Here is a 19,655-nt window from a genome sequence, read left to right as displayed (position 1 = left end):
CAAAGGACGGAGACAATGACCATCAATCTGCAAAAGCCGGACATCACCGAGCTTAAGCCACGCATCACCGTGTTCGGCGTCGGCGGCGGCGGCGGCAACGCCGTCAACAACATGATCACCGCCGGTCTGCGCGGCGTCGAGTTCGTTGTCGCCAACACCGACGCGCAGGCGCTGACCATGTCGAAAGCCGACCGGCTGATCCAGCTCGGCGCGCATGTCACCGAGGGGCTGGGCGCCGGATCCCAGCCTGAAGTGGGCCGCGCGGCAGCGGAAGAATGCATCGACGAGATCATCGATCACCTGTCCAACACCCATATGTGCTTCGTCACCGCGGGCATGGGCGGCGGCACGGGCACGGGAGCGGCGCCGGTCGTGGCGCGCGCCGCCCGCGAGAAGGGCATCCTCACTGTCGGCGTCGTCACCAAGCCGTTCCATTTCGAAGGCCAGCGCCGCATGAAGACGGCGGATTTCGGCATCGAGGAGCTGCAGAAATGCGTCGACACACTGATCGTCATCCCTAACCAGAACCTGTTCCGGCTGGCCAATGACAAGACCACCTTCGCCGACGCGTTCGCCATGGCTGACCAGGTTCTCTATTCGGGTGTAGCCTGCATCACCGACCTGATGGTCAAGGAAGGCCTGATCAATCTCGACTTCGCCGACGTTCGTTCGGTGATGCGCGAGATGGGCAAGGCGATGATGGGCACCGGCGAGGCATCGGGCGAGGGCCGCGCGATGGCGGCCGCGGAAGCCGCGATCGCCAACCCGCTGCTCGACGAGACCTCGATGAAGGGCGCCAAGGGCCTGCTGATCTCGATCACCGGCGGCCGCGACCTGACGCTGTTCGAAGTCGACGAAGCGGCGACCCGCATCCGCGAGGAGGTCGATCAGGACGCCAACATCATCCTGGGCGCCACTTTCGACGAGGAGCTCGAAGGTGTCATCCGCGTCTCGGTTGTTGCCACCGGCATCGACAAGTCGGCGGCCGAAATCGCCGCCGCTCCGATCTCGATCCGCACCGCGCCGCAGAAGCCGGCCGCCCGCCCGGCCGTTGCCGCGGCGGAAAGCCGCCCCGCGCCGGTCCAGCAGGCTGCGTACGAGCCGCGCGCCGCCGATCCGGTCGCGGAAGCGATCCAACTGGCCGAAGCAAACGCCGCGGCGATGGCGCAAGCCCGTCCGGCGCCAATTGCCCATGCGGATGATTTCCGTCCGCAGAGCAAGATCTTCCAGGCTCCGCCGGCGCAGCCGCAACCGATGGTGCAGCCCGTGGTCCAGCAGATGCAGCCGGCGCCGCAACCGCGCGAGATCCTGCGCGAAGTCCAGCAGCCGGTCGCGATGGCTCCCCAGCGCATGCCGCGCGTCGAGGACTTTCCGCCTGTCGTGAAGGCCGAGGTCGACGCCAAGAGCCGCCCGGCCGACCATGAGAACAGCGGACCGATGGGGCTCTTGAAGCGTCTGACCAACGGCCTGACGCGCCGCGAGGAAGAGCCTGCACGCCTGCAGCCGGCGCAGCCGCGGGAGCCCAAGCTGCGTCAGGCCGCACCGGAAGTGCGCCGTCTGGCAAGCCAGGACGCGCAGCTCTACGCGCCTCGTCGCGGCCAGCTCGACGACCAAGGCCGCCTGACGCCGCAGGCCAGGGCGACTCAGGAGGACGACCAGCTGGAAATTCCGGCGTTCCTGCGTCGCCAGGCCAACTGAGCGGTTAACGGGCTGTAACAATTGTTAACAGGCAAGCAAGGAATTGCTTGCCTGTTAACGTTTAAAAGAATGCAAATTCAAGCACTTAAGAGGCTATCCATACGTCGGTTGCGGTTACAAAGAGTAAGAAACCGTGATTTGGACTATCCCTGACGGGACATTATCTTCATTGCCTACCGTCGTCGGTTTGCCGGGATTTCGGGGGAAGTGACCTGGCCTGCCGATTTTTACAAGAGAGCCGCGCCCTCGGGCTGGAGAAGCGGACCTAGGCATTTCGGGCTTATGGGGATTGTCTTGCACGACTATCAGACGACAGTGAAGACGCGCGCGTCGCTTACGGGCACCGGCGTTCACAGCGGCAAGGAAGTTTCCATCAGCTTTCTCCCGGCGGATGCCGACACCGGCATCGTTTTCCAGCTTTTTAGTGAGAACGGGCAAGGTCGCGAGTTCCGCGCCCTGTTTTCCGAGATCGGCGCAACCGACCTGTGCACCATGCTCGGTGATCCCTCTGGCGAGCACATCGCCACGGTCGAGCACATCATGGCGGCGCTGTTCGGGCTCGGCATCGACAATGTCATCATCGAGATCGACGGCCATGAGGTCCCTATCCTCGACGGCAGCGCCATGGCGTTCGTCGAGGCCATAGACCAGGCCGGCATCGAAACGCTGTCGGTCAAGCGGCGCTACATCCGGATCGTCAAGCCGGTCCGCATCGAGAACGGCGCCTCCTGGGCTGAGTTCAGGCCCTATGACGGCACCCGCTTCGAGGTCGAGATCGATTTCGAAAGCCCAGCGATCGGCCGGCAGCTGTTCGCGTCCGACATCAATGCGGACATTTTCCGCCGCGACATCGCGCGCGCCCGCACCTTCGGCTTCATGAAGGACGTCGAGCGGCTGTGGGCCGCCGGCTATGCGCTGGGATCCTCGCTTGAGAATTCGCTGGTCATCGGTGACGACAACCGCGTCATCAACATGGGCGGCTTGCGCTACCCCAACGAGTTCGTACGCCATAAGACGCTGGACGCCATGGGCGACCTGGCACTGGCCGGGGCCCGCTTCATCGGCTGCTTCCGCTCCTATCGTGGCGGCCATAGGCTGAATGCGGCCGCCTTGCGGCGCGTGCTGTCGGACCGTACCGCGTTCGAGATCGTCGAAACGACCCGCCGCGAGCGCGGCCGTGCGGCCGAGATGAGCGCCGTCAACGCGCCTCTCTATGCGCCCTGGATGATCTGAGTCGCCGCCACTTTCCGGATACCATCGCAGCTCGCTGGTGTTGCATGAATGCATCATTTGCCGGCGAAATCGCAGGGATGCTCCGGCGCGGCCCGGCCGCCACAAAAATGTTCGATTGCCTAGACATAGCGTTGCCGGGCAAGGCGGTTATGGTTTATGGCTGCTGCCTTCGATAGTGCATGTCGCCTGGAAGTGGGGACCAGTTTTGGGGAAACGATATGCAACAGGCACTGAAATAACGCCGAAAGGGCGCAGTCCAATCATGTTCTTCAAGCGAGTCGGTCAATTGAAAGCGCCGCAGCGGTCCGTTTTCCTGGCGCTTTCGGTGGTTGTTCCATCGCTCTTCCTGTCTGCTTGCATGTCGTCGGAAAAAGATATCGACCTGTCGACCTATGTCGATCAGACCGAACCGGCCGACGTTCTCTACAACCAAGGGCTCGCCAATCTGAATGCCGGACGCCTCGACGAGGCGAGCAAGAAGTTCGACGCGGTCGACCGCCAGCATCCTTATTCGGAGTGGGCCCGCAAATCGATGGTGATGGGCGCGTTCGCCGACTATCGCCAGGGCAGCTACGACGAAGCGATCTCGTCGGCCAAGCGTTATCTGACGCTGTATCCGTCAACGGATGACGCGGCTTATGCGCAGTACATCATCGGCCTTAGCTACTACCGCCAGATCAAGGACGTGACGCAGGATCAGAAGGAAGCGCGCCAGACCGTGCAGACCATGCAGGATCTCGTGACGCGCTGGCCTAATTCAGAATATGTCGATGACGCCAAGGAAAAGATCCGCTTCGCCAACGACCAACTCGCCGGCAAGGAGATGCAGATCGGCCGCTATTATCTCGAACGCCGCGAATACATCGCCGCGGTCAAGCGCTTCCGCAATGTGGTCGAGAATTATTCCAACACCCGGCATGTCGAGGAGGCGCTAGCGCGCCTGACCGAGAGCTATTATGCGATGGGCCTGACCTCGGAGGCGCAGACCGCCGCCGCCGTTCTCGGCACCAATTATCCCGACAGCCCATGGTACAAGGATTCCTACAAGCTCCTGCAGAGCAACGGGCTTGCGCCGCGCGAGAATGCCGGCTCGTGGATATCCAAGGCCGGGAAACTGATCACCGGCGCCTGATGCAGGCGTAACGATGCTTTCTAGGCTGTCGATCCGCGATATCGTCCTGATCGAGAAGCTGGATATTGACTTCCAGCCCGGTCTCTCGGTGCTGACGGGCGAGACCGGCGCCGGAAAATCCATCCTGCTCGACGCCCTGTCGTTGGCGCTTGGCGCTCGCGGTGACGCTTCCCTGGTGCGCCACGGCGCGGCACAGGGCCAGGTGATTGCCGTGTTCGACGTGCCGCGCAACCATCCGGTGCGCGCGCTGCTCGCCGAGAACGCCATCGAGGACGACGGCGACATCATCCTGCGCCGCTTGCAGACGGCAGACGGCCGCACCCGCGTCTTCGTCAACGACCAGCCGTCCAGTGTGACGCTGATGCGCGACGTCGGCCGCGCGCTGGTCGAGATCCACGGCCAGCACGACGAACGCGCCCTTGTCGATCCCGGCGCGCATCGCGACGTGCTCGACGCCTTCGGCGGCCATCTCGGCGCCGTCCGGTCGACGGGCGAGGCCTGGCGGCACTGGCGTGCCTGCGAGCAGGAGCTTTCGCGCCATCGTGCCAAGGTGGCGGCGGCGGCGCGCGAAGCGGACTACCTGCGCGCAGCGGTCACGGAGCTGACCAAGCTCGATCCGCAGCCGGGTGAGGAGACTGAGCTTGCCGACTTGCGCGCCCACATGATGCGGGCCGAGAAGATCGCCTCCGAAATCCACGACGCGCAGGACGTGCTTTCGGGTCCATCCTCGCCCTTGCCGCAACTGGCCAGCCTGCTCAGGCGGTTGCAGCGCAAGGCCGGCGAGGCCCCCGGGCTGCTCGACGAAGTGGTCAAGTCGCTGGATGAGGCGATGCTGTCGCTCGACGCGGCGCAGTCGGGTGTCGAGGCGGCTTTGCGCGCCACCGAATATGATCCACAGCGGCTGGAAAAGGCGGAAGAGCGATTGTTTTCGCTGCGCGCGGCAGCGCGCAAGCACAGCGTTGCCGTCGATGATTTGGCGCAATTGCGCGACACGATGGTTGCCGATCTTGCCGATCTCGATGCCGGCGAGGAGCGCCTTCATGGGCTGGAAAAGCAGGCGGCCGCAGCGCGCGAAGCCTATGATATCGCCGCCGCGCAGTTGTCCTCGCTTCGCCATGCCGCGGCGGTCGGGCTGACCAAGGCGGTGATGGCCGAACTGCCGGCGCTTAAGCTCGAACGCGCCGCCTTCATCGTCGAGATGAAGAGCGAGGCCGAGAGCCGCATGGAAGAGGGCATCGACCAGATCGAGTTCTGGGTGCGCACCAATCCCGGCACGCGACCCGGGCCGATGATGAAGGTTGCTTCCGGCGGCGAGCTTTCGCGCTTCCTACTGGCGCTGAAGGTGGCGCTGGCCGACCGGGGCTCGGCGCCAACGCTGGTCTTCGATGAAATCGACACAGGGGTGGGCGGCGCCGTCGCGGATGCCATCGGCCAGCGGCTGGCAAGATTGTCCAGGCGCGTGCAGGTGCTCTCGGTCACCCATGCGCCGCAGGTGGCGGCCCGCGCGGCGACGCACTTCCTGATCTCCAAGTCCGGCAGCACCGACAAGGTCGCGACCGGCATCGCCGAAATGGACCGGGCGGCGCGCCAGGAAGAGATCGCGCGCATGCTGGCCGGCGCCACCATCACCGACGAAGCGCGCGCGGCCGCCGAGAGATTGCTGCGGGAGAATACGGCGGCTGCCTGAAAGCTCGTTTCCCGTGAAGGCGAGTCAGGATATGGCTGCATCCTGCTGTTCAGGAATGATTTTTTCGCAGGCCGGCTCCCTCCTGCCAAATCCTGATTTATAGTGGCGCCCAACCAAAGTGCGCTGCGCCTTGGTTATTGTTTTGTGCATGTCGTTGCCCCAAAATCGCACCATATTTTGGGCGGCGTGCATTGGTCAGGGAAGCCGTGCGATGTCTGAAAGACCAGTCGATTCACTCAGTGAGAGCGAAGCCGAAGCGGAGCTGAAGCGCCTGGCGCAGGAGATCGCGGAGCACGACCGCCGCTACCATACCGAGGACGCGCCTGTTATCACCGACGCCGCCTATGATGCGCTGACCCGGCGCAACCTCGCCATCGAGCAGCGCTTTCCCGCCCTGGTGCGCGAGGATTCGCCATCGCGCAGGGTCGGTGCCGCGCCGGCGGAAGGCTTTGCCAAGGTGCGTCATGCCGTGCCCATGCTCAGCCTCGCCAAGGCCTATACCGACGAGGACGTCGCCGATTTCATCGAACGCGGCCGGCGCTTCTTCGACCGCGACAAGGATCTCGACATCGCCTTCACGGCCGAACCGAAGATCGACGGCCTGTCGGCCTCGCTACGTTACGAGAACGGCGTGTTCGTGCAGGGCGCAACGCGCGGCGATGGCGCTGTCGGCGAAGACATCACCGCCAATCTGAGGACCATCGCCGATATTCCCGGCAGGCTGAAAGGCTCGGGCTGGCCCGAAATCATCGAGATACGCGGCGAGGTCTACATGACCTATGCCGAATTCGAGGCGCTGAAGCAGCGCTCAGCGGCCGCCGGCGGCCAGGACTATGTCAATCCGCGCAATACGGCGGCTGGGTCGCTGCGCCAGAAGGATCCATCGGTCACCGCCAGCCGGAACCTCAAATTCTTTGCCTATGCCTGGGGCTACACGACAGCCGACCCCGCTCCGACACAATACGATTCGGTGCAGAAATTCGCGGAATGGGGCTTCAAAGTCAGCCCGCTGATGGTGCGGGCGAGGTCGGTCGGCGAACTGATCGCGCATTATCACCGCATCGAGGAACAGCGTTCTTCCTTGGGCTACGACATCGACGGCGTCGTCTACAAGGTCGACCAGCTGGAGTTGCAGCGCCGGTGGGGCTTTGTCACCGGCGAACCGCGCTGGGCCATCGCGCACAAATTTCCGGCCGAACAGGCGATGACGACCGTGCAGAAGATCGATATCCAGGTCGGGCGCACCGGCACGCTGGCGCCGGTGGCGAGGCTTGCGCCCGTGACAGTCGGGGGCGTCGTGGTCGAGAACGTCACGCTGCACAACGAAGACTATATCAAGGGTTTCGACAGCAACGGCCAGCCGATCCGCGACGGCATCGACGTGCGCATCGGCGACACCGTGGTGATCCAGCGGGCAGGGGACGTCATCCCGCAGATCGTCAGTGTCGTCGTCGACAAGCGTCCGCCGGATGCCGTGCCTTACGAATTCCCACATACTTGCCCGATCTGCGGCTCGCCGGCGACGCGCGAAATCAACGAGAAGACCGGCAAGGAGGATTCCCGCAGGCGTTGCACGGGCGAACTGATCTGCCCCGCGCAAGCCGTGGAAGGGCTGCGCCACTTCGTGTCGCGCGGGGCCATGGATATCGAGGGACTAGGCGCGGAAAACATCGACCTGTTCTTCAATGCGGGCCTGGTCAAGACGGCCGCCGACATCTTCACGCTCAGGGATCGGCGTCCCGCCGTCACCAAGGCGCTGGCCGAGCGGCGCGAGGAGCAGGCGAGGCAGCGCGAGGCGGCGTCGGGCAAGACGCGCAAGAACGTGCGCAGCGTCGAGGACCGCAACTATGAAGGGTTGGACAAGCTCTTTGCGGCGATCGATTCGCGCCGCGAACCCGAGCTCGACCGCTTCATCTTTGCGCTTGGGATCCGCCATATCGGCGAAACGACGGCGGCCGTGCTTGCCCGGACGTTTTCGACAATCGAGGAACTGATCCGCGTCGGCAAGGAGACCGCGGCGGCTGACGATCCGCATAGTGTCTTCCCGTCGATCAACGGCATCGGCGATACGGTGATCAACGCGCTGGCCGATTTCTTCGGCAATGAGCGCAATGACGACGTGCTTGAGGCGCTGCTTAAGCAGGTCAGGCCGAAGCCGTATGTCGTCACCGTCTCGGCCGACAGCGTGGTCGCCGGCAAGACCATCGTGTTCACGGGCTCGCTGGAAAAGATGACGCGCTCCGAAGCCAAGGCGATGGCCGAACGGCTGGGCGCGAAGGTGGCGGGCTCGGTTTCGGCCAAGACCGATCTGGTGGTGGCGGGGCCCGGCGCCGGCTCGAAACTCAAGCTTGCCAGTGAACTCGGCATCGAGGTCATAGACGAGGACGCGTGGCTGCAGCGGATCGGCAAGGCATGATGTCAGGCGAATTCAAGGGGTTCGGCCAGAAGGCTATTCCGTTCCTGAAGGCACTTGATTTCCACCAGAGCCGCGAGTGGTTCGTAGAGAATCGCGACCTGTTCGAACAGGAATTGCGCGATCCGCTGGGCGATCTGGTGGAGACGCTCACACGCCGTTTCGGCGAGGCCGGGCTCGGCCTCAAGGGCGACCGCAAGAAATCACTGTTCCGGATCAACCGGGACGTGCGCTTCGCCAAGGACAAGCGGCCTTACAACCGGCATCTGTCGGCGATCCTGTCGCCCGACGGCACCAAGATGGAGCAGGGCGTGTTCTATGTCCATGTCGGGCTGGAACGCTGCTTCGCCGACATTGCCTGGTGGCAGCCCGCCCCGGAACTGTTGCTCGCCATGCGCAAGGCCATCGCGGCAAGGCCGGACAGGTTCCGCGCCCTGGTGGGCGCCTTGAAGAAGAACGGTCTGGAATTCGAGACGGAAGGCCGCATGAAGCGCACGCCGCGAGGCTTCGAGCATGTCGGCGATTCCGATTTGGCCGAGGCCATCCGCAACCGTCATTTCTACGTCCAGCATGTCATCGATCCGACGGGGATCCACACGGCGGCGCTGGTCGACGAGCTGGTCGATTTCACCATGCGCGCCAAGCCGCTGCTCGATTGGGGGAGGGCGATCGAGGGCAAGGTGGCGCAGGGCTAGGATTGGTCCTGGCAATCATTTCCGCTGATTGTTGGGCTCAACCGAATTCGTGTGACAAGGCGGGCCACGCTATCTAGATCAGGCCATTCTCCTGGGAGTTATCCATGGTGTCGGATGCAATTTCCGAGAACGGCGCAAAGAGCGATTTCTGGCAAGGCGTGCGGCTTTCCATGCCGGTCGTTGTGGCGTCGGCGCCGTTCGGGGTGCTGTTCGGGGCGCTGGCCGTCGACAATGGCTTCTCGGTGTTCGAAGCCTTCCTGATGAGTGCGATGATCTTCGGCGGCGCCAGCCAGATGGTCGGCATCGAGCTGTTCGGCCAGCATGTCGCGCCGTGGCTGATCGTGCTGTCAATCTTCGCCGTCAATTTTCGCCACGTGCTCTATTCGGCCGGTATCGGCCGGCGCATAGCGCACTGGCCCGTGGTCAGCCAAGCGCTCGGCTTCTTCATCCTCACCGATCCGCAGTTCGCCGTCGCCGAGGCGAGGGCGCAGTCCGGCGAGACGGTCGGCTTCGCCTGGTATCTCGGGCTCGGCCTGCCGGTCTATGTATTCTGGGTGATCGAAAGCGCGCTCGGCGCGGTGTTCGGCAAGCTCATCCCCGACACGCATGCGCTGGGCATCGATTTCCTGCTGCCGATCTATTTCCTTGGCCTGGTGATGGGCTTCCGCAAGCGGCCGTTGTGGCTGCCGGTGGTCGTCGCCAGTGCTTGCGCCTCGATCGTCGCCTACAAGATGGTAGGTTCACCCTGGCACGTTTCGATCGGCGCCATCGCCGGCGTGCTGCTGGCCGTCATCCTGCCGCCCCACCACTCAGGCGTGAAGGCACGGCCATGAGCACGACGTTCTGGATCATCATCGCCGGCGCGATCGCCACTTATCTTACGCGGATCGGCGGGCATCTGGTCATCTCGCGCTTCGACAATATCCATCCGCGCGTCGAGGCCGGCCTCAACGCGGTGCCGGCGGCGGTGCTGACGACATTGGTGGCGCCGGAACTGTTGAATGCCGGACCGGCGGAATGGGCGGCATTGGTTGTCACCGCCATGGTTTCGCTGCGCGGCGGGCTGATGGCGATGTTTTTGGCTGGTGCGGCGATGCTGATCCTGGCGCGGCAGTTTGTGGGGTAGAGTTCCGGGCGCGATCGTTCGAACGCTGGCGCCGCCTTAGACGCACTCAAATCTTAGCGCCATGCGGTAACGGCGCCGTTGCCTTTTCCAGCCAGGCCAGCGTCTCGCCGTCGAGCATCGGGCCGATCTCGGCCAGCACGCGGGCGTGGTAGGTGTCGAGCCAATGCAGCTCGTCGCGGGTCAACAAATCCGAGCGCACCAGCCTGACATCGATCGGCGCCAGGGTCAGCGTCTCGAAACCGTGCATGGCGATGTCGCCGCCGTCGATCTGCTCGGCCGGCGTCACCAGGATGAGGTTCTCGATGCGGATGCCGTAAGAACCTTCCTTGTAATAGCCCGGCTCGTTGGACAGCATCATGCCTTCGAGCAGCTTTTCGGTGCCCGTGCGGGCGATGCGTTGCGGGCCTTCGTGCACCGCCAGATAAGAGCCGACGCCATGGCCGGTGCCGTGGGCGAAGTCGCAGCCGTGCTTCCACAGCGCCATGCGGGCGACGGCGTCGATTTCCGAGCCGCGCGTGCCGGCGGGGAAACGCAGCGTGGAAATGCCGATCATGCCTTTCAGCACGAGCGTGAAGCGTTCGCGCATTTCCTCGGTCGGCTGGCCGATCGGCACGGTGCGGGTGATGTCGGTGGTGCCGTCCTGATATTGGGCGCCGGAATCGAGCAGGAACAGCTCGCCGGCCTGGAGCTTGCGGCTGGTGGCGCGTGAGACGCGGTAGTGCATGATGGCGCCATTCGGGCCGGCGCCCGAAATGGTGTCGAAGGAGACGTCGCGCAGCGGCATTTGCGTTTCCTCGCCGGTCTGCCGGCGCGTCTCTTCCAGCCGGGTGACGACCGCGATCTCGTCGAGCGAGCCGGGCTTCTGGCGGTCGAGCCAGCACAAAAGCTTCGCCACCGCCGCGCCATCGCGCCGATGCGCGGCGCGCGAGCCGTTGATCTCGGCCTGGTTCTTGGTGGCGCGCGGGATGCGGGCCGGGTCGGGAGCGGCAATCACCTCGCCGCCATTGTCCTCGACCAGCATGCGCAGCCTGTAGGCGGCCAAAACGGGGTCTAGCGCGATTTTCGCGCCGCTCTTGGCCAGCGCCACGACCGCGGCCTCGAATTCACCGGGCTCATGGGGCTCGGCAAGCTGGGTGAGATACGCCGCAACCTGGCGCGAGAATTTTCGGCTGTCCATGAATAGCCGGTGCCGTCCGTCGGCAGCGAGGACAGCGAAGCCGAGCGCCAGCGGCGTGTGCGGTACGTCGCCGCCACGGATGTTGAAGGCCCAGGCAATCGAGGAGGGATCCGTCAGCACCGCATGGGTGGCGCCCTCCTGGCCGATCGCCGCCGCCAGCCGCGCCAGCTTGTCCTTGGCGAGCTCGCCGGCAAAACCGATGGGATGGAGTTCGACAGGAGCGACCGGTGCATCCGGCTGATCCTTCCAGATTATGTCGATCGGGTTCGCCTCGAGCGGCACCAGCACGGCGCCGGTCTTTTCGGCCGAGGCCCGCAGCGCCTTGACCTCGCCGATCGTGTGCAGCCAGGGGTCGAAGCCGAGCCGCGCGCCCTTGCCGAGGTTATCCTTGAGCCAATTTGCAGGCGGATTGTCGACCAGGCTCTCGATCGAGAAGATACTGAGATCAACCTCGCCGCGCACCTGCAGCGTGTAGCGTCCGTCGACGAAGATGAAGGCGCGGTCGCGCAGGATGATGGCAACGCCGGCGGAGCCGCTGAAGCCGGTCAGCCATTTTAGCCGCGCCGAGCGGTCGGCGACATATTCGCCCTGATGCTCGTCGGCGCGGGGAACGACAAATCCATCCAGGCCGTTTTCCGCCAGCCATTGGCGCAGCAGCGCCACGCGCGGTCTGCCGACGGCCGGATTGCCAGCGGAATCAAAGGTCTGGAACATGGTGGCGTCTCCCTCGGATAGTGCCCGACCGTAGCGCATGGAGCTGGAAACCGGAATCGATTTCAGCAGGGCCAGACGGGGCTGCGTCACCGTTTGAGATGGATCGTCACCCAGCCTTCGCGGTGCAGCGTTCTGACATGGCGAAAGCTCTGGCCGACATAGGCGGAGATCACCGCGTCGCGCTGCCGGTCGAGGATGCCTGACAGCACCAGCGAGCCGCCGAGGCTGATGTGTCGCGCCATTTCCGGCGCAAGCCGCATCAGCGGCCGCGCCAATATGTTGGCGACGATCAGGTCGAAAGGCGCACGCCTGGCAAAGATCGGATGGTGGAATCCGGGTGCGGTCACTGTTTCCACCAGCGCCTTGACGTGGTTGAGCCGCGCATTGGCGGCGGCAACGCTTACCGCCACCGGATCGATGTCGGTCGCCAGCACGGGAATATGGAAGAGCTTGGCCACAGCGATGGCCAGCACCGCGCTGCCGGTGCCGAGATCGAGCGCGTTGCGCGGCCGCTCGCGCCGCGTCACCTTTTCCAGCATTTCCAGGCATCCGGCGGTGGTGCCGTGGTGGCCGGTGCCGAAGGCCAGCCCCGCTTCGATCTCGATGGCAAGCTCGCCACTGTGGCGTTTGCGGCGATCATGCGCGCCATGCACGAAGAAACGGCCGGCACGCACCGGTTTCAGCCCTTCCAGCGAGCGCGCCACCCAGTCGATATCGGGCAAGGTCTCGCGCTCGACCGGCCTGGACAGGGCTAGCCCTGCCAGAATGTCCTTCACCCGCGCCTCGACCGCATCCACATCGCCGTCGGCATAGAGAGAGACTTCATGAATGTCCGCGTCCTCATCGACCTCCAGCACGGCTATCGGCAAGCCTTCGTCCTCAAAGGCGGCATCGAGGGCGGCGAAAATTCTGGTGGATTCGATCTTGCCGGCGGTGAAATGGAGCCGCGTCTGGGTCATGGATTCGCATCAGCCCTTGGCCGCGAGGCGTTTGAGCTTTTCCACCGCGGTGTCGGCGCTTTCGCCATAGGCGATCGTGCCGGCGAAATCGCCCTTGCCGTTGAGCAGCAGCACCGAGGCGGTATGGTCCATCGTGTAGTCGCCGTCGCCGGTGTCGACCTTCTTCCAGTAGATGCCGAAGGACTTCGCCATGGCGTGGACCTTGTCCGGGTCGCCCGATATGCCGGTGATGCGGTCAGAGAAATTGCTGACATAGGCGTTCATGACCGCGGGGGTGTCGCGCTCCGGATCGACCGAGACGAAATAGGCATGCAGGTTCTTGCCATCGTCACCAAGCGTCTTCAGCCAGCCGGACAGTTCGAATAGCGTGGTCGGGCAGACCTCTGGGCAATGGGTGAAGCCGAAGAAGACGACGCTGGGGTGGCCCCGGAAGGCGGCCTCGGTGATCGGCGCGCCTTTCTGGTCGACCAGCGTAAAGGCGGCACCGAAAGGCTCGCCGCCATAGTGGCCGCGATACCAGTCGAAGGTCAGCCAGCCTATGCCGGCCGCCATCAGGACGAGAATGCCGACCAGTATTGAGCGCATCATCCGCAGGATTCCGTCTTGTAATTTCATCGGCATGCCGGCCATGGCCAGGCAGCCCTTGGTTCGGCGAACAGTCTTAGCGGTTCGACCGGGTACACGCAAAGGTGCCGCGTTGACGCAACCGGCCGTGACCTATGCCGGCGTTTTGATCGGGGCCGCCGGCTTGCAATGCAACGTCCTTCGCCCCACCTGAGACCGGCAAACTTGAACCTCGGAGGCTATCTTGCAACGACTGATTGGGCGAAATCTGATCGGCGGCGCCCTGGCCGCGTGCCTTGTCCTTGGCGCCGGTGCCGCAGTCGCCGATGAAGTCGGCAAGGTCGGCGTCGACTGGCTCGGCAACGACATCATCGTCGAAGCGATCAAGGACCCGAAGGTGGACGGCGTCACCTGCCACGTGTCCTATTTCGACCGCGGCATCATCGACCGCCTGCACAAGGGCAACTGGTTCGAGGATCCTTCCGATTCCTCGATTTCGTGCCGCCAGACCGGTCCGATCACCATCGGCGACATCGACATGAGCGAAGGCGGCGAGGAGGTGTTCAAGCAAGGCATCAGCCTGATCTGGAAGAAGCAGGTGGTGAACCGCATCTACGACAAGGCCAACGAGACGCTGATCTACCTCTCGCATTCGCGCCAGGTGCAGAACGGCTCGGCCAAGATGTCGGTCACCACCGTGCCGCTCTACGGCCAGAACGTGGTGTGGACGAAGGGCAAGCCGAAATAGATGTTCTTTCGTGCAATTGACCTGACCGACAATTGCTCCCGGCTTGCGGGAGCTATTGCCCTGACGTAAAGCCGCCCGCATGGACCGTTCCGAAAATCTCGTGCTGAAAGATCCTGAGCCGCGTATCCATCCGACGGCGGAGCTGAAAGCATGCAAGCTCGGTCGCTACGCCTCGATCGGCGAGCGGGTGGTGCTGCGCGAAGTGAGCGTCGGCGATTTTTCCTATTTCGAGCGGCACGCCGAGGCGATCTACACGAACATCGGCAAATTCTGCTCGATTGCCGCCAACAGCCGCATCAATGCGCTGGATCATCCGATCGAGCGACTGACCCAGCACAAGGTCAGCTACCGGCCCAACGAATATTTCCGCTGGCTGGGCGTCGATGCCGTCTTCCGCGAACGGCGCCAGGCGAAGGCGGTGAGCATCGGCCATGACGTGTGGATCGGCCACGGGGCCGTGATCATGCCCGGCCTCACCATCGGCAATGGCGCCGTCGTCGGCGCCAATGCCGTCGTCACGCATGACGTGCCGCCCTATACGATCGTCGCCGGTGTGCCGGCCAAGCCGCTTCGGCCGCGCTTCGCAGCCGATATCGCGGCGCGGATCGAGGCTCTCGCCTGGTGGGACTGGCCGGTCGAAAAGCTCGCCAGCGCCGTTCCCGACATGCAGGCCATGACCATCGAGACCTTCCTGGACCGCTGGGAAAATCACGCCGCGTGAGTGACGCCGGCGCGGCTGAAGAGCACGCGCATTTGCGCCAAAGGCGCGCTTCAGGGAACCACTATGCGAGCGCTCCGGACTGAACCCCTTCCGTCATGCGGGGGTGGCGCAACGGAAGGGGCTGGAGGTAAACCGCTGTGAAGCGGAAGGAACAGGCCTGTTTTGCCTGCACCGTTACTGTGACACCAAACCGATAAAGTGTGTTGTCCTTCCGATTCCCTTGATGCGTGCATTCGATTGCGGCGGTTGTATTTCTTTCCGATGGGAACCCGATATGGCCGCCGGTTGTTCCTTCCGGCGTACCGCACGGCGCGGCGCTGTTTGAGGGACCCCATGATCGAGAAGCTCTTCACCAAAATCGCCAACCGGGTAGCCCACCTTGCGGGGCTGTCGCCGACATTCGCACTCTGCTGCCTGATCGTCATCATCTGGGCAGTAAGCGGCCCACTCTTCGCCTTCTCGGACACTTGGCAACTGGTGATCAACACCGGGACGACGATCATCACCTTCCTGATGGTGTTTCTCATCCAAAACACCCAGAATCGAGACGGCGCGGCAATCCAGGCCAAACTGGACGAGTTGATCCGGGTCAGCGAAGCCAAGAACACCTTCATCGGTATCGAGCATCTGACCGAAGCCGAGGTCCAGGAGATCCGTGCCAAATGCGAGCGGGCAGCGAAGCGGCATGACGAGAAAATCGCGGCCGTAGCTGCCAAGAAAGCCGTGGCGTCAAAGAGCAAACCGAAAAAGCAGGTGGCTCGAAGCACCGGCTGAAACCGGTTAACCCCCAAGGGTTCCGTCGTTGCTCGAATGCGACCCGATCCGAACACCGGCTCTCATTTTTCGGACATGCTCATTGCTTCATGAATGCCGCGAAGGCATCCTTGTGGTCGGGGTGCCAGCGCGACAGAGCAGGGCGGTTTTCGATGATGTCGCCGATCGCCCAGGCCATGCGTTTCTCATCCAGCGGACGCGTCACCTCGTTGTCAGGGCACAGGATGTAGAAGTCGCGCTTTGTCAGGGATTCCAGCATGAAATCAATGACCTGTTCGCCGGTCCAGGCGCCGGCCGGCTTCTCGGTCGCACCCTCGGTCAGGCCGGTATAGGTGAAGCCCGGGATCAGCAGATGCGCCGACAGATGGGCACCCGGTTCGTTGCGCAGGGCATGCGCCAGTCCCTCGGTAAAGGTCTTCACGCCGGCCTTGGAGACGTTGTAGGCAAGGTTTCCAGGCGGCGTGGTGATGCCTTGCTTGGAGCCGGTGTTGACGATCAGACCCGGCTGGCGGGCTCCCAGCATGCGGGGCACGAAGGCTTCGACGCCATGCACGACACCCCAGAAATTGATGTCCAGCAGCTGCTTCCAAGTGTCGCGGTTCTCCCACGGCTTGCCCGGGTTGTTGCCGACACCAGCATTGTTCATCAGCAGCGACACATTGCCGAAGGCGCCAAAGGCTCTTTCGGCGAGACGATCCACGTCTTGTGCCTTCGAAACGTCGGCGGCGACGGCCAGCACGGCATCGTCGCCGGCGATCGCGGAAACAACACGGGCCGCATCCTCAAGACGCGGGCCGGCGATATCGGCGAGCACGATCTTCATGCCCATGAGAGCCAGCCGCTTCGCGGCCGCAAGACCAATGCCGCTGGCAGCACCGGTAATGACGGCGGCATTGCCCGAACCAAGCGCGGGCAAAGCGGTCTGGAGTTCTGCGTCGGTCAGCATGGGCGGCGGATTCCTTCTTGCGATGGCGCCGAACTTAGCGCCGGAGCGGGCTGGCGCAAGCCTCCACGCGCCTGGCTGCGCTTCAGCAGCCTGCTGGGCCGGGTTGACCGGTCCAGCCGAGACTGCGCATGGTGCCTCGCAAAAAGGAGATTTCCCGATTGACGGACTGGATCGAAATCCTGAAGCAGCAGACCACCATTGGCGATCAGATGAGCCGCGAAGTGCCGCAGATGCTGGCAAACCCCGAGATCAACGAAGCACAGGTGAAGACGCTGTTTTCCGCCTTGGAAAAACAGGCGGATTTCGTCGAGAAGCTGCGCATGGCGCTGGAAAAGTTCGGCCATGACTTTGCGGTCATCAAGGCGGCGGAACGGCTGGAAGAGCGCTACGCCGATCTTGCCGCGTCGGTGGCCGAGAAGCTGAAAGCGATGCGCCAATAGATCCCTATTTTTCGATCACGCGTGCGAAACGCCGGTCCGGCACAAGCCAGACCAGGGCAACCAGTACATAGATCGCGACGCCGATCCACTGGCTGATGAAGGTCAGCGGGATGGCGCAGAGATAGGCGACAAGCGAGATCTTGCCCTTGCGGTCGTTGCCGATCGCCCTGGCAAAGGCCGTATCGTTGCCGTGCAATCGGTGAAGCGTCACGACGAGAATGAAGTAGGCGATGGCGCACAGCGCAAGATCGGCGCCGTAGACGGCGACCGGCACCGGCGCGAAATGGTTTTCGCCCATGAAGGCCGTCGTCACCGGCATCAGCGACAGCCAGAACAGGAGATTGAGGTTCGCCCACAACACGCGGCCGTCGACCCGCTGCACGGTGTGGAACATATTGTGCAAATTGTTCCAGTAAAGGCCGACGTTGATGAAGGACAGCACGTAGCTGAAGAAGATCGGCCATAGCGGCAGCAAGGCCGAGAGATCCTCGCCGTGCGGCACCTTCAGTTCAAGCACCATGATGGTGATGATGATGGCCACGACGCCGTCGGTGAATGCCTCGACCCTGCCTTTGCCCATGATTTGCGCCCTATGTCCGGTGTCGATCGTTGAAGATGCTAAATCGTTAGCTGATGTTGTCAGGCCGATAAACGCCATCCGGGAAATTTCTCAACTATATCAGGGGAAACTCTCCCGCCAGGCCGGCTCGCGGCAATGGTTTGCTGTGGCAAATTGTTGACTTTTCTTGCCACAGTCCTCCATCGAAGACAGGCTCGGCTGAATCACATAAGGCCGAGCGATCGAATGGGGTGACGGATGAGATTTCGATTTCTGCTCTGCCTCGCGACCATTCTGGCCGCCATCCTCGGCACGTCGGCCGCCGCGTTCGCCTACAGCGCCCACACCACCACCAACCTCAACGTGCGCTCCGGGCCCGGGTCGGGATATGCCAAGGTGGGGACGCTGCCAGCCGGCTACAGGGTGAACGTCACCGGCTGCCAACCGGGTTGGTGCAGAATCCATGGCGGCGGCTTCAGCGGCTGGGCCAGTTCCGGCTATCTCTCGCGGGCCCATGTCGTTCGCCCGCCGGTGATCATCGTGCGCCCGCCGCATGGTCCGCCGCACTGGCAGCATCGGCCGCACCGTCCTCCGCACCATCGCCCACCGCACAAACCGCGTCCCGGGAAGTGCAAGATCGCACCAGGTTTCTCCTGCAAATAACGGATTGCAGCGGGGTCACACGACAGGATGTCGTGACGGATCGGAACCATCGGCTCCGACACGAGCCTGTTCAGCCAACGGGTTTCCCGGTCCAGACAACGTCCGTCATGCTGTCAGGAGCCCGCCGGCCGGCCGGAACGTCGGGAGTAAGGGCGCGTTAAGGTCGCGATCCCTGAAACTGATGAAGAGGTTTGGCCATGGCCATTCGTGACTTGGCGCATACGCGCAACGAAGCAGGCGGCGAGGCTCTCGCAATCCCGGTGGTCGCCACAATGATCGCCGTTCTGTTTGCCGGCAGCACGGTGCTGACGCCGCTGTACATCATCTACAAGCAGCAATTCGGCTTTTCACAGATCACGCTAACGCTGGTCTACGCGGTCTATGTCGTCGGCAATCTCGGCGCCCTGCTGATGTTGGGCGGCGCGTCGGATGTCGTTGGGCGCCGGCCTGCCGCTCTCGCGGCCATGATCGTCGCCATCGCCAGCGCGCTTGTCTTTCTGTTCGCCAACAATGTCGTTCTGCTCGATGTGGCGCGCGTCCTGAGCGGGCTTGGCATCGGTGTCGGCGCGGGGACCGGAACGGCATGGATCGCCGAGCTTCTCCCCGGCGCTGACAAGGCGCGCGCCAGCGTCATTGCCACCAGCACCAATTTCCTGGGCCTCGGTTTCGGCGCACTCGTCTCGGGATTGTTGGCGCAGTATGAACCGTGGCCCTTGCGCCTGGTCTTCATCGTCTATCTGGCGGCGCTTGTATTCGTCTCCATCCTGGTCTGGCGTACACGCGAAACGGTGGCGGAGCCTGGCGGCCCCGGGCAGATTTCCATGCGGCCGCACTTTGCCGTGCCGGATGAAATCCGCGCGCGCTTCGTCGCGCCGGCGGTGACCGGTTTCGGCGCCATGGCGCTGGTCGGCTTCTATGCCGCGGTGGCGCCAAGCATCCTGGCGCAGCAACTGCACGAGACGAACCATGCTGTCGCCGGTGCGCTGTTCTTCGAATTGGCGATCATCACCGCGCTCAGCATAGTTGCGCTGAAGCAAATGCAGAGCGGCAAGGCCATGCTGGCCGCGCTGACGTTGATGATTCCCAGCATCCTCATGGTGGTGGCGGCGCAGATGCTGGCGTCGATGGCGCTGATGATCGCCGCCACCGCCTGCTGCGGCGTGACGGCCGCACTCGGCTATCGTGGCAGCCTGCAGGTGGTGAACGAGATCGCACCGGAGGATCGCCGCGCGGAAGTGGTATCCAGCTTCTTCATCTGCTGCTTTATCGGCAATGCCTTGCCCGTCATCGGCATTGGCATCATCTCGACCTATGCCAGCCCCATCGCGGCCAGCCTGGCGTTCGCCGCGATGATCATCGTGTTTGCGCTGGTCGCGCTGGGCTTTGGGTTGAAAAACAGGCCTTGA

General features: G+C 63.5%; 19 protein-coding genes. 14 read left to right on the top strand and 5 right to left on the bottom strand.

Going from position 1 to position 19,655, the window contains the following annotated elements; genetic code table 11:
• Positions 1 to 15 precede the first annotated feature (15 nt).
• The 8 genes from ftsZ to FJ946_RS18485 all read left to right on the top strand — a co-directional run bounded on the left by ftsZ (position 16) and on the right by FJ946_RS18485 (position 9,984).
• Entirely contained in the window at positions 16 to 1,698 is a 1,683-nt protein-coding gene (ftsZ, locus tag FJ946_RS18520) for a cell division protein FtsZ (protein WP_140567364.1), read from the top strand.
• Between the two features lie 282 nt (positions 1,699 to 1,980).
• On the top strand, positions 1,981 to 2,931 hold the full coding sequence (gene lpxC, locus FJ946_RS18515) for a UDP-3-O-acyl-N-acetylglucosamine deacetylase (RefSeq protein WP_140495231.1): 951 nt from the start codon (positions 1,981 to 1,983) through the stop codon (positions 2,929 to 2,931).
• 262 nt (positions 2,932 to 3,193) lie between these two features.
• Positions 3,194 to 4,063, top strand: a complete 870-nt coding sequence (locus FJ946_RS18510) for an outer membrane protein assembly factor BamD (RefSeq protein ID WP_140567362.1) — start codon at positions 3,194 to 3,196, stop codon at positions 4,061 to 4,063.
• A gap of 13 nt (positions 4,064 to 4,076) precedes the next feature.
• Positions 4,077 to 5,750, top strand: coding sequence for a DNA repair protein RecN (gene recN / locus FJ946_RS18505; protein WP_140567359.1), 1,674 nt, complete (start codon positions 4,077 to 4,079; stop codon positions 5,748 to 5,750).
• 211 nt (positions 5,751 to 5,961) lie between these two features.
• A complete protein-coding gene (gene ligA, locus FJ946_RS18500; protein ID WP_140567357.1) occupies positions 5,962 to 8,166 on the top strand; it encodes an NAD-dependent DNA ligase LigA in 2,205 nt (734 codons plus the stop codon).
• Complete coding sequence (locus tag FJ946_RS18495; protein WP_140567447.1) at positions 8,166 to 8,858, top strand: TIGR02453 family protein; 693 nt, start codon at positions 8,166 to 8,168, stop codon at positions 8,856 to 8,858. The genes ligA and FJ946_RS18495 overlap by 1 nt, the downstream gene beginning before the upstream one ends.
• A gap of 104 nt (positions 8,859 to 8,962) precedes the next feature.
• Entirely contained in the window at positions 8,963 to 9,691 is a 729-nt protein-coding gene (locus FJ946_RS18490; RefSeq protein WP_140521205.1) for an AzlC family ABC transporter permease, read from the top strand.
• Positions 9,688 to 9,984, top strand: coding sequence for an AzlD family protein (locus FJ946_RS18485; RefSeq protein ID WP_140521204.1), 297 nt, complete (start codon positions 9,688 to 9,690; stop codon positions 9,982 to 9,984). The genes FJ946_RS18490 and FJ946_RS18485 overlap by 4 nt, the downstream gene beginning before the upstream one ends.
• Positions 9,985 to 10,030: 46 nt before the next feature.
• Here the strand turns inward: FJ946_RS18485 and FJ946_RS18480 are convergent, their stop codons facing one another.
• From FJ946_RS18480 to FJ946_RS18470, 3 genes are all read right to left on the bottom strand, one after another.
• Positions 10,031 to 11,875: an aminopeptidase P family protein gene (locus tag FJ946_RS18480; protein ID WP_140567354.1), complete on the bottom strand. Its 1,845-nt coding sequence runs from the start codon at positions 11,873 to 11,875 to the stop codon at positions 10,031 to 10,033.
• Positions 11,876 to 11,961: 86 nt separating this feature from the next.
• A complete protein-coding gene (locus FJ946_RS18475) occupies positions 11,962 to 12,834 on the bottom strand; it encodes a 50S ribosomal protein L11 methyltransferase (protein WP_140521202.1) in 873 nt (290 codons plus the stop codon).
• A 9-nt stretch (positions 12,835 to 12,843) separates the two neighbouring features.
• Positions 12,844 to 13,422, bottom strand: coding sequence for an SCO family protein (locus FJ946_RS18470; RefSeq protein WP_140495247.1), 579 nt, complete (start codon positions 13,420 to 13,422; stop codon positions 12,844 to 12,846).
• A 220-nt stretch (positions 13,423 to 13,642) separates the two neighbouring features.
• On the opposite strand from FJ946_RS18470, the gene FJ946_RS18465 reads away from it, so the two are divergent.
• The 3 genes from FJ946_RS18465 (at position 13,643) to FJ946_RS18455 (ending at position 15,641) form a co-directional block, all read left to right on the top strand.
• Complete coding sequence (locus tag FJ946_RS18465; protein ID WP_140630936.1) at positions 13,643 to 14,146, top strand: CreA family protein; 504 nt, start codon at positions 13,643 to 13,645, stop codon at positions 14,144 to 14,146.
• Positions 14,147 to 14,225: 79 nt separating this feature from the next.
• A complete protein-coding gene (locus FJ946_RS18460; protein ID WP_140567351.1) occupies positions 14,226 to 14,867 on the top strand; it encodes a DapH/DapD/GlmU-related protein in 642 nt (213 codons plus the stop codon).
• Positions 14,868 to 15,200: 333 nt separating this feature from the next.
• On the top strand, positions 15,201 to 15,641 hold the full coding sequence (locus FJ946_RS18455) for a low affinity iron permease family protein (protein ID WP_181165307.1): 441 nt from the start codon (positions 15,201 to 15,203) through the stop codon (positions 15,639 to 15,641).
• 79 nt (positions 15,642 to 15,720) lie between these two features.
• Here the strand turns inward: FJ946_RS18455 and FJ946_RS18450 are convergent, their stop codons facing one another.
• Positions 15,721 to 16,587 carry an SDR family NAD(P)-dependent oxidoreductase gene (locus tag FJ946_RS18450; RefSeq protein ID WP_140567349.1) on the bottom strand — a complete coding sequence of 289 codons (867 nt, stop codon included), beginning with the start codon at positions 16,585 to 16,587 and terminating at the stop codon, positions 15,721 to 15,723.
• A gap of 158 nt (positions 16,588 to 16,745) precedes the next feature.
• Here FJ946_RS18450 and FJ946_RS18445 point away from each other — a divergent pair, with 158 nt between their 5' ends.
• The gene (locus FJ946_RS18445) at positions 16,746 to 17,027 is read left to right on the top strand and encodes a hypothetical protein (RefSeq protein ID WP_140567346.1); all 282 of its coding nucleotides are present in this window, start codon (positions 16,746 to 16,748) and stop codon (positions 17,025 to 17,027) included.
• Positions 17,028 to 17,031: 4 nt separating this feature from the next.
• Here the strand turns inward: FJ946_RS18445 and FJ946_RS18440 are convergent, their stop codons facing one another.
• Entirely contained in the window at positions 17,032 to 17,607 is a 576-nt protein-coding gene (locus tag FJ946_RS18440) for a TMEM175 family protein (protein WP_140495258.1), read from the bottom strand.
• Positions 17,608 to 17,844: 237 nt separating this feature from the next.
• Here FJ946_RS18440 and FJ946_RS18435 point away from each other — a divergent pair, with 237 nt between their 5' ends.
• Positions 17,845 to 18,249: an SH3 domain-containing protein gene (locus tag FJ946_RS18435; protein WP_140495260.1), complete on the top strand. Its 405-nt coding sequence runs from the start codon at positions 17,845 to 17,847 to the stop codon at positions 18,247 to 18,249.
• A 197-nt stretch (positions 18,250 to 18,446) separates the two neighbouring features.
• Entirely contained in the window at positions 18,447 to 19,655 is a 1,209-nt protein-coding gene (locus FJ946_RS18430) for an MFS transporter (protein WP_140567344.1), read from the top strand.

Origin of the sequence: Mesorhizobium sp. B2-4-7, assembly GCF_006442685.1 — a bacterium.
In the GTDB taxonomy this organism is placed as follows: Bacteria; Pseudomonadota; Alphaproteobacteria; order Rhizobiales; family Rhizobiaceae; genus Mesorhizobium.
Note: the sequence above shows the minus strand (reverse complement) of the source record. Positions and strands in the feature narration are given on the sequence as shown.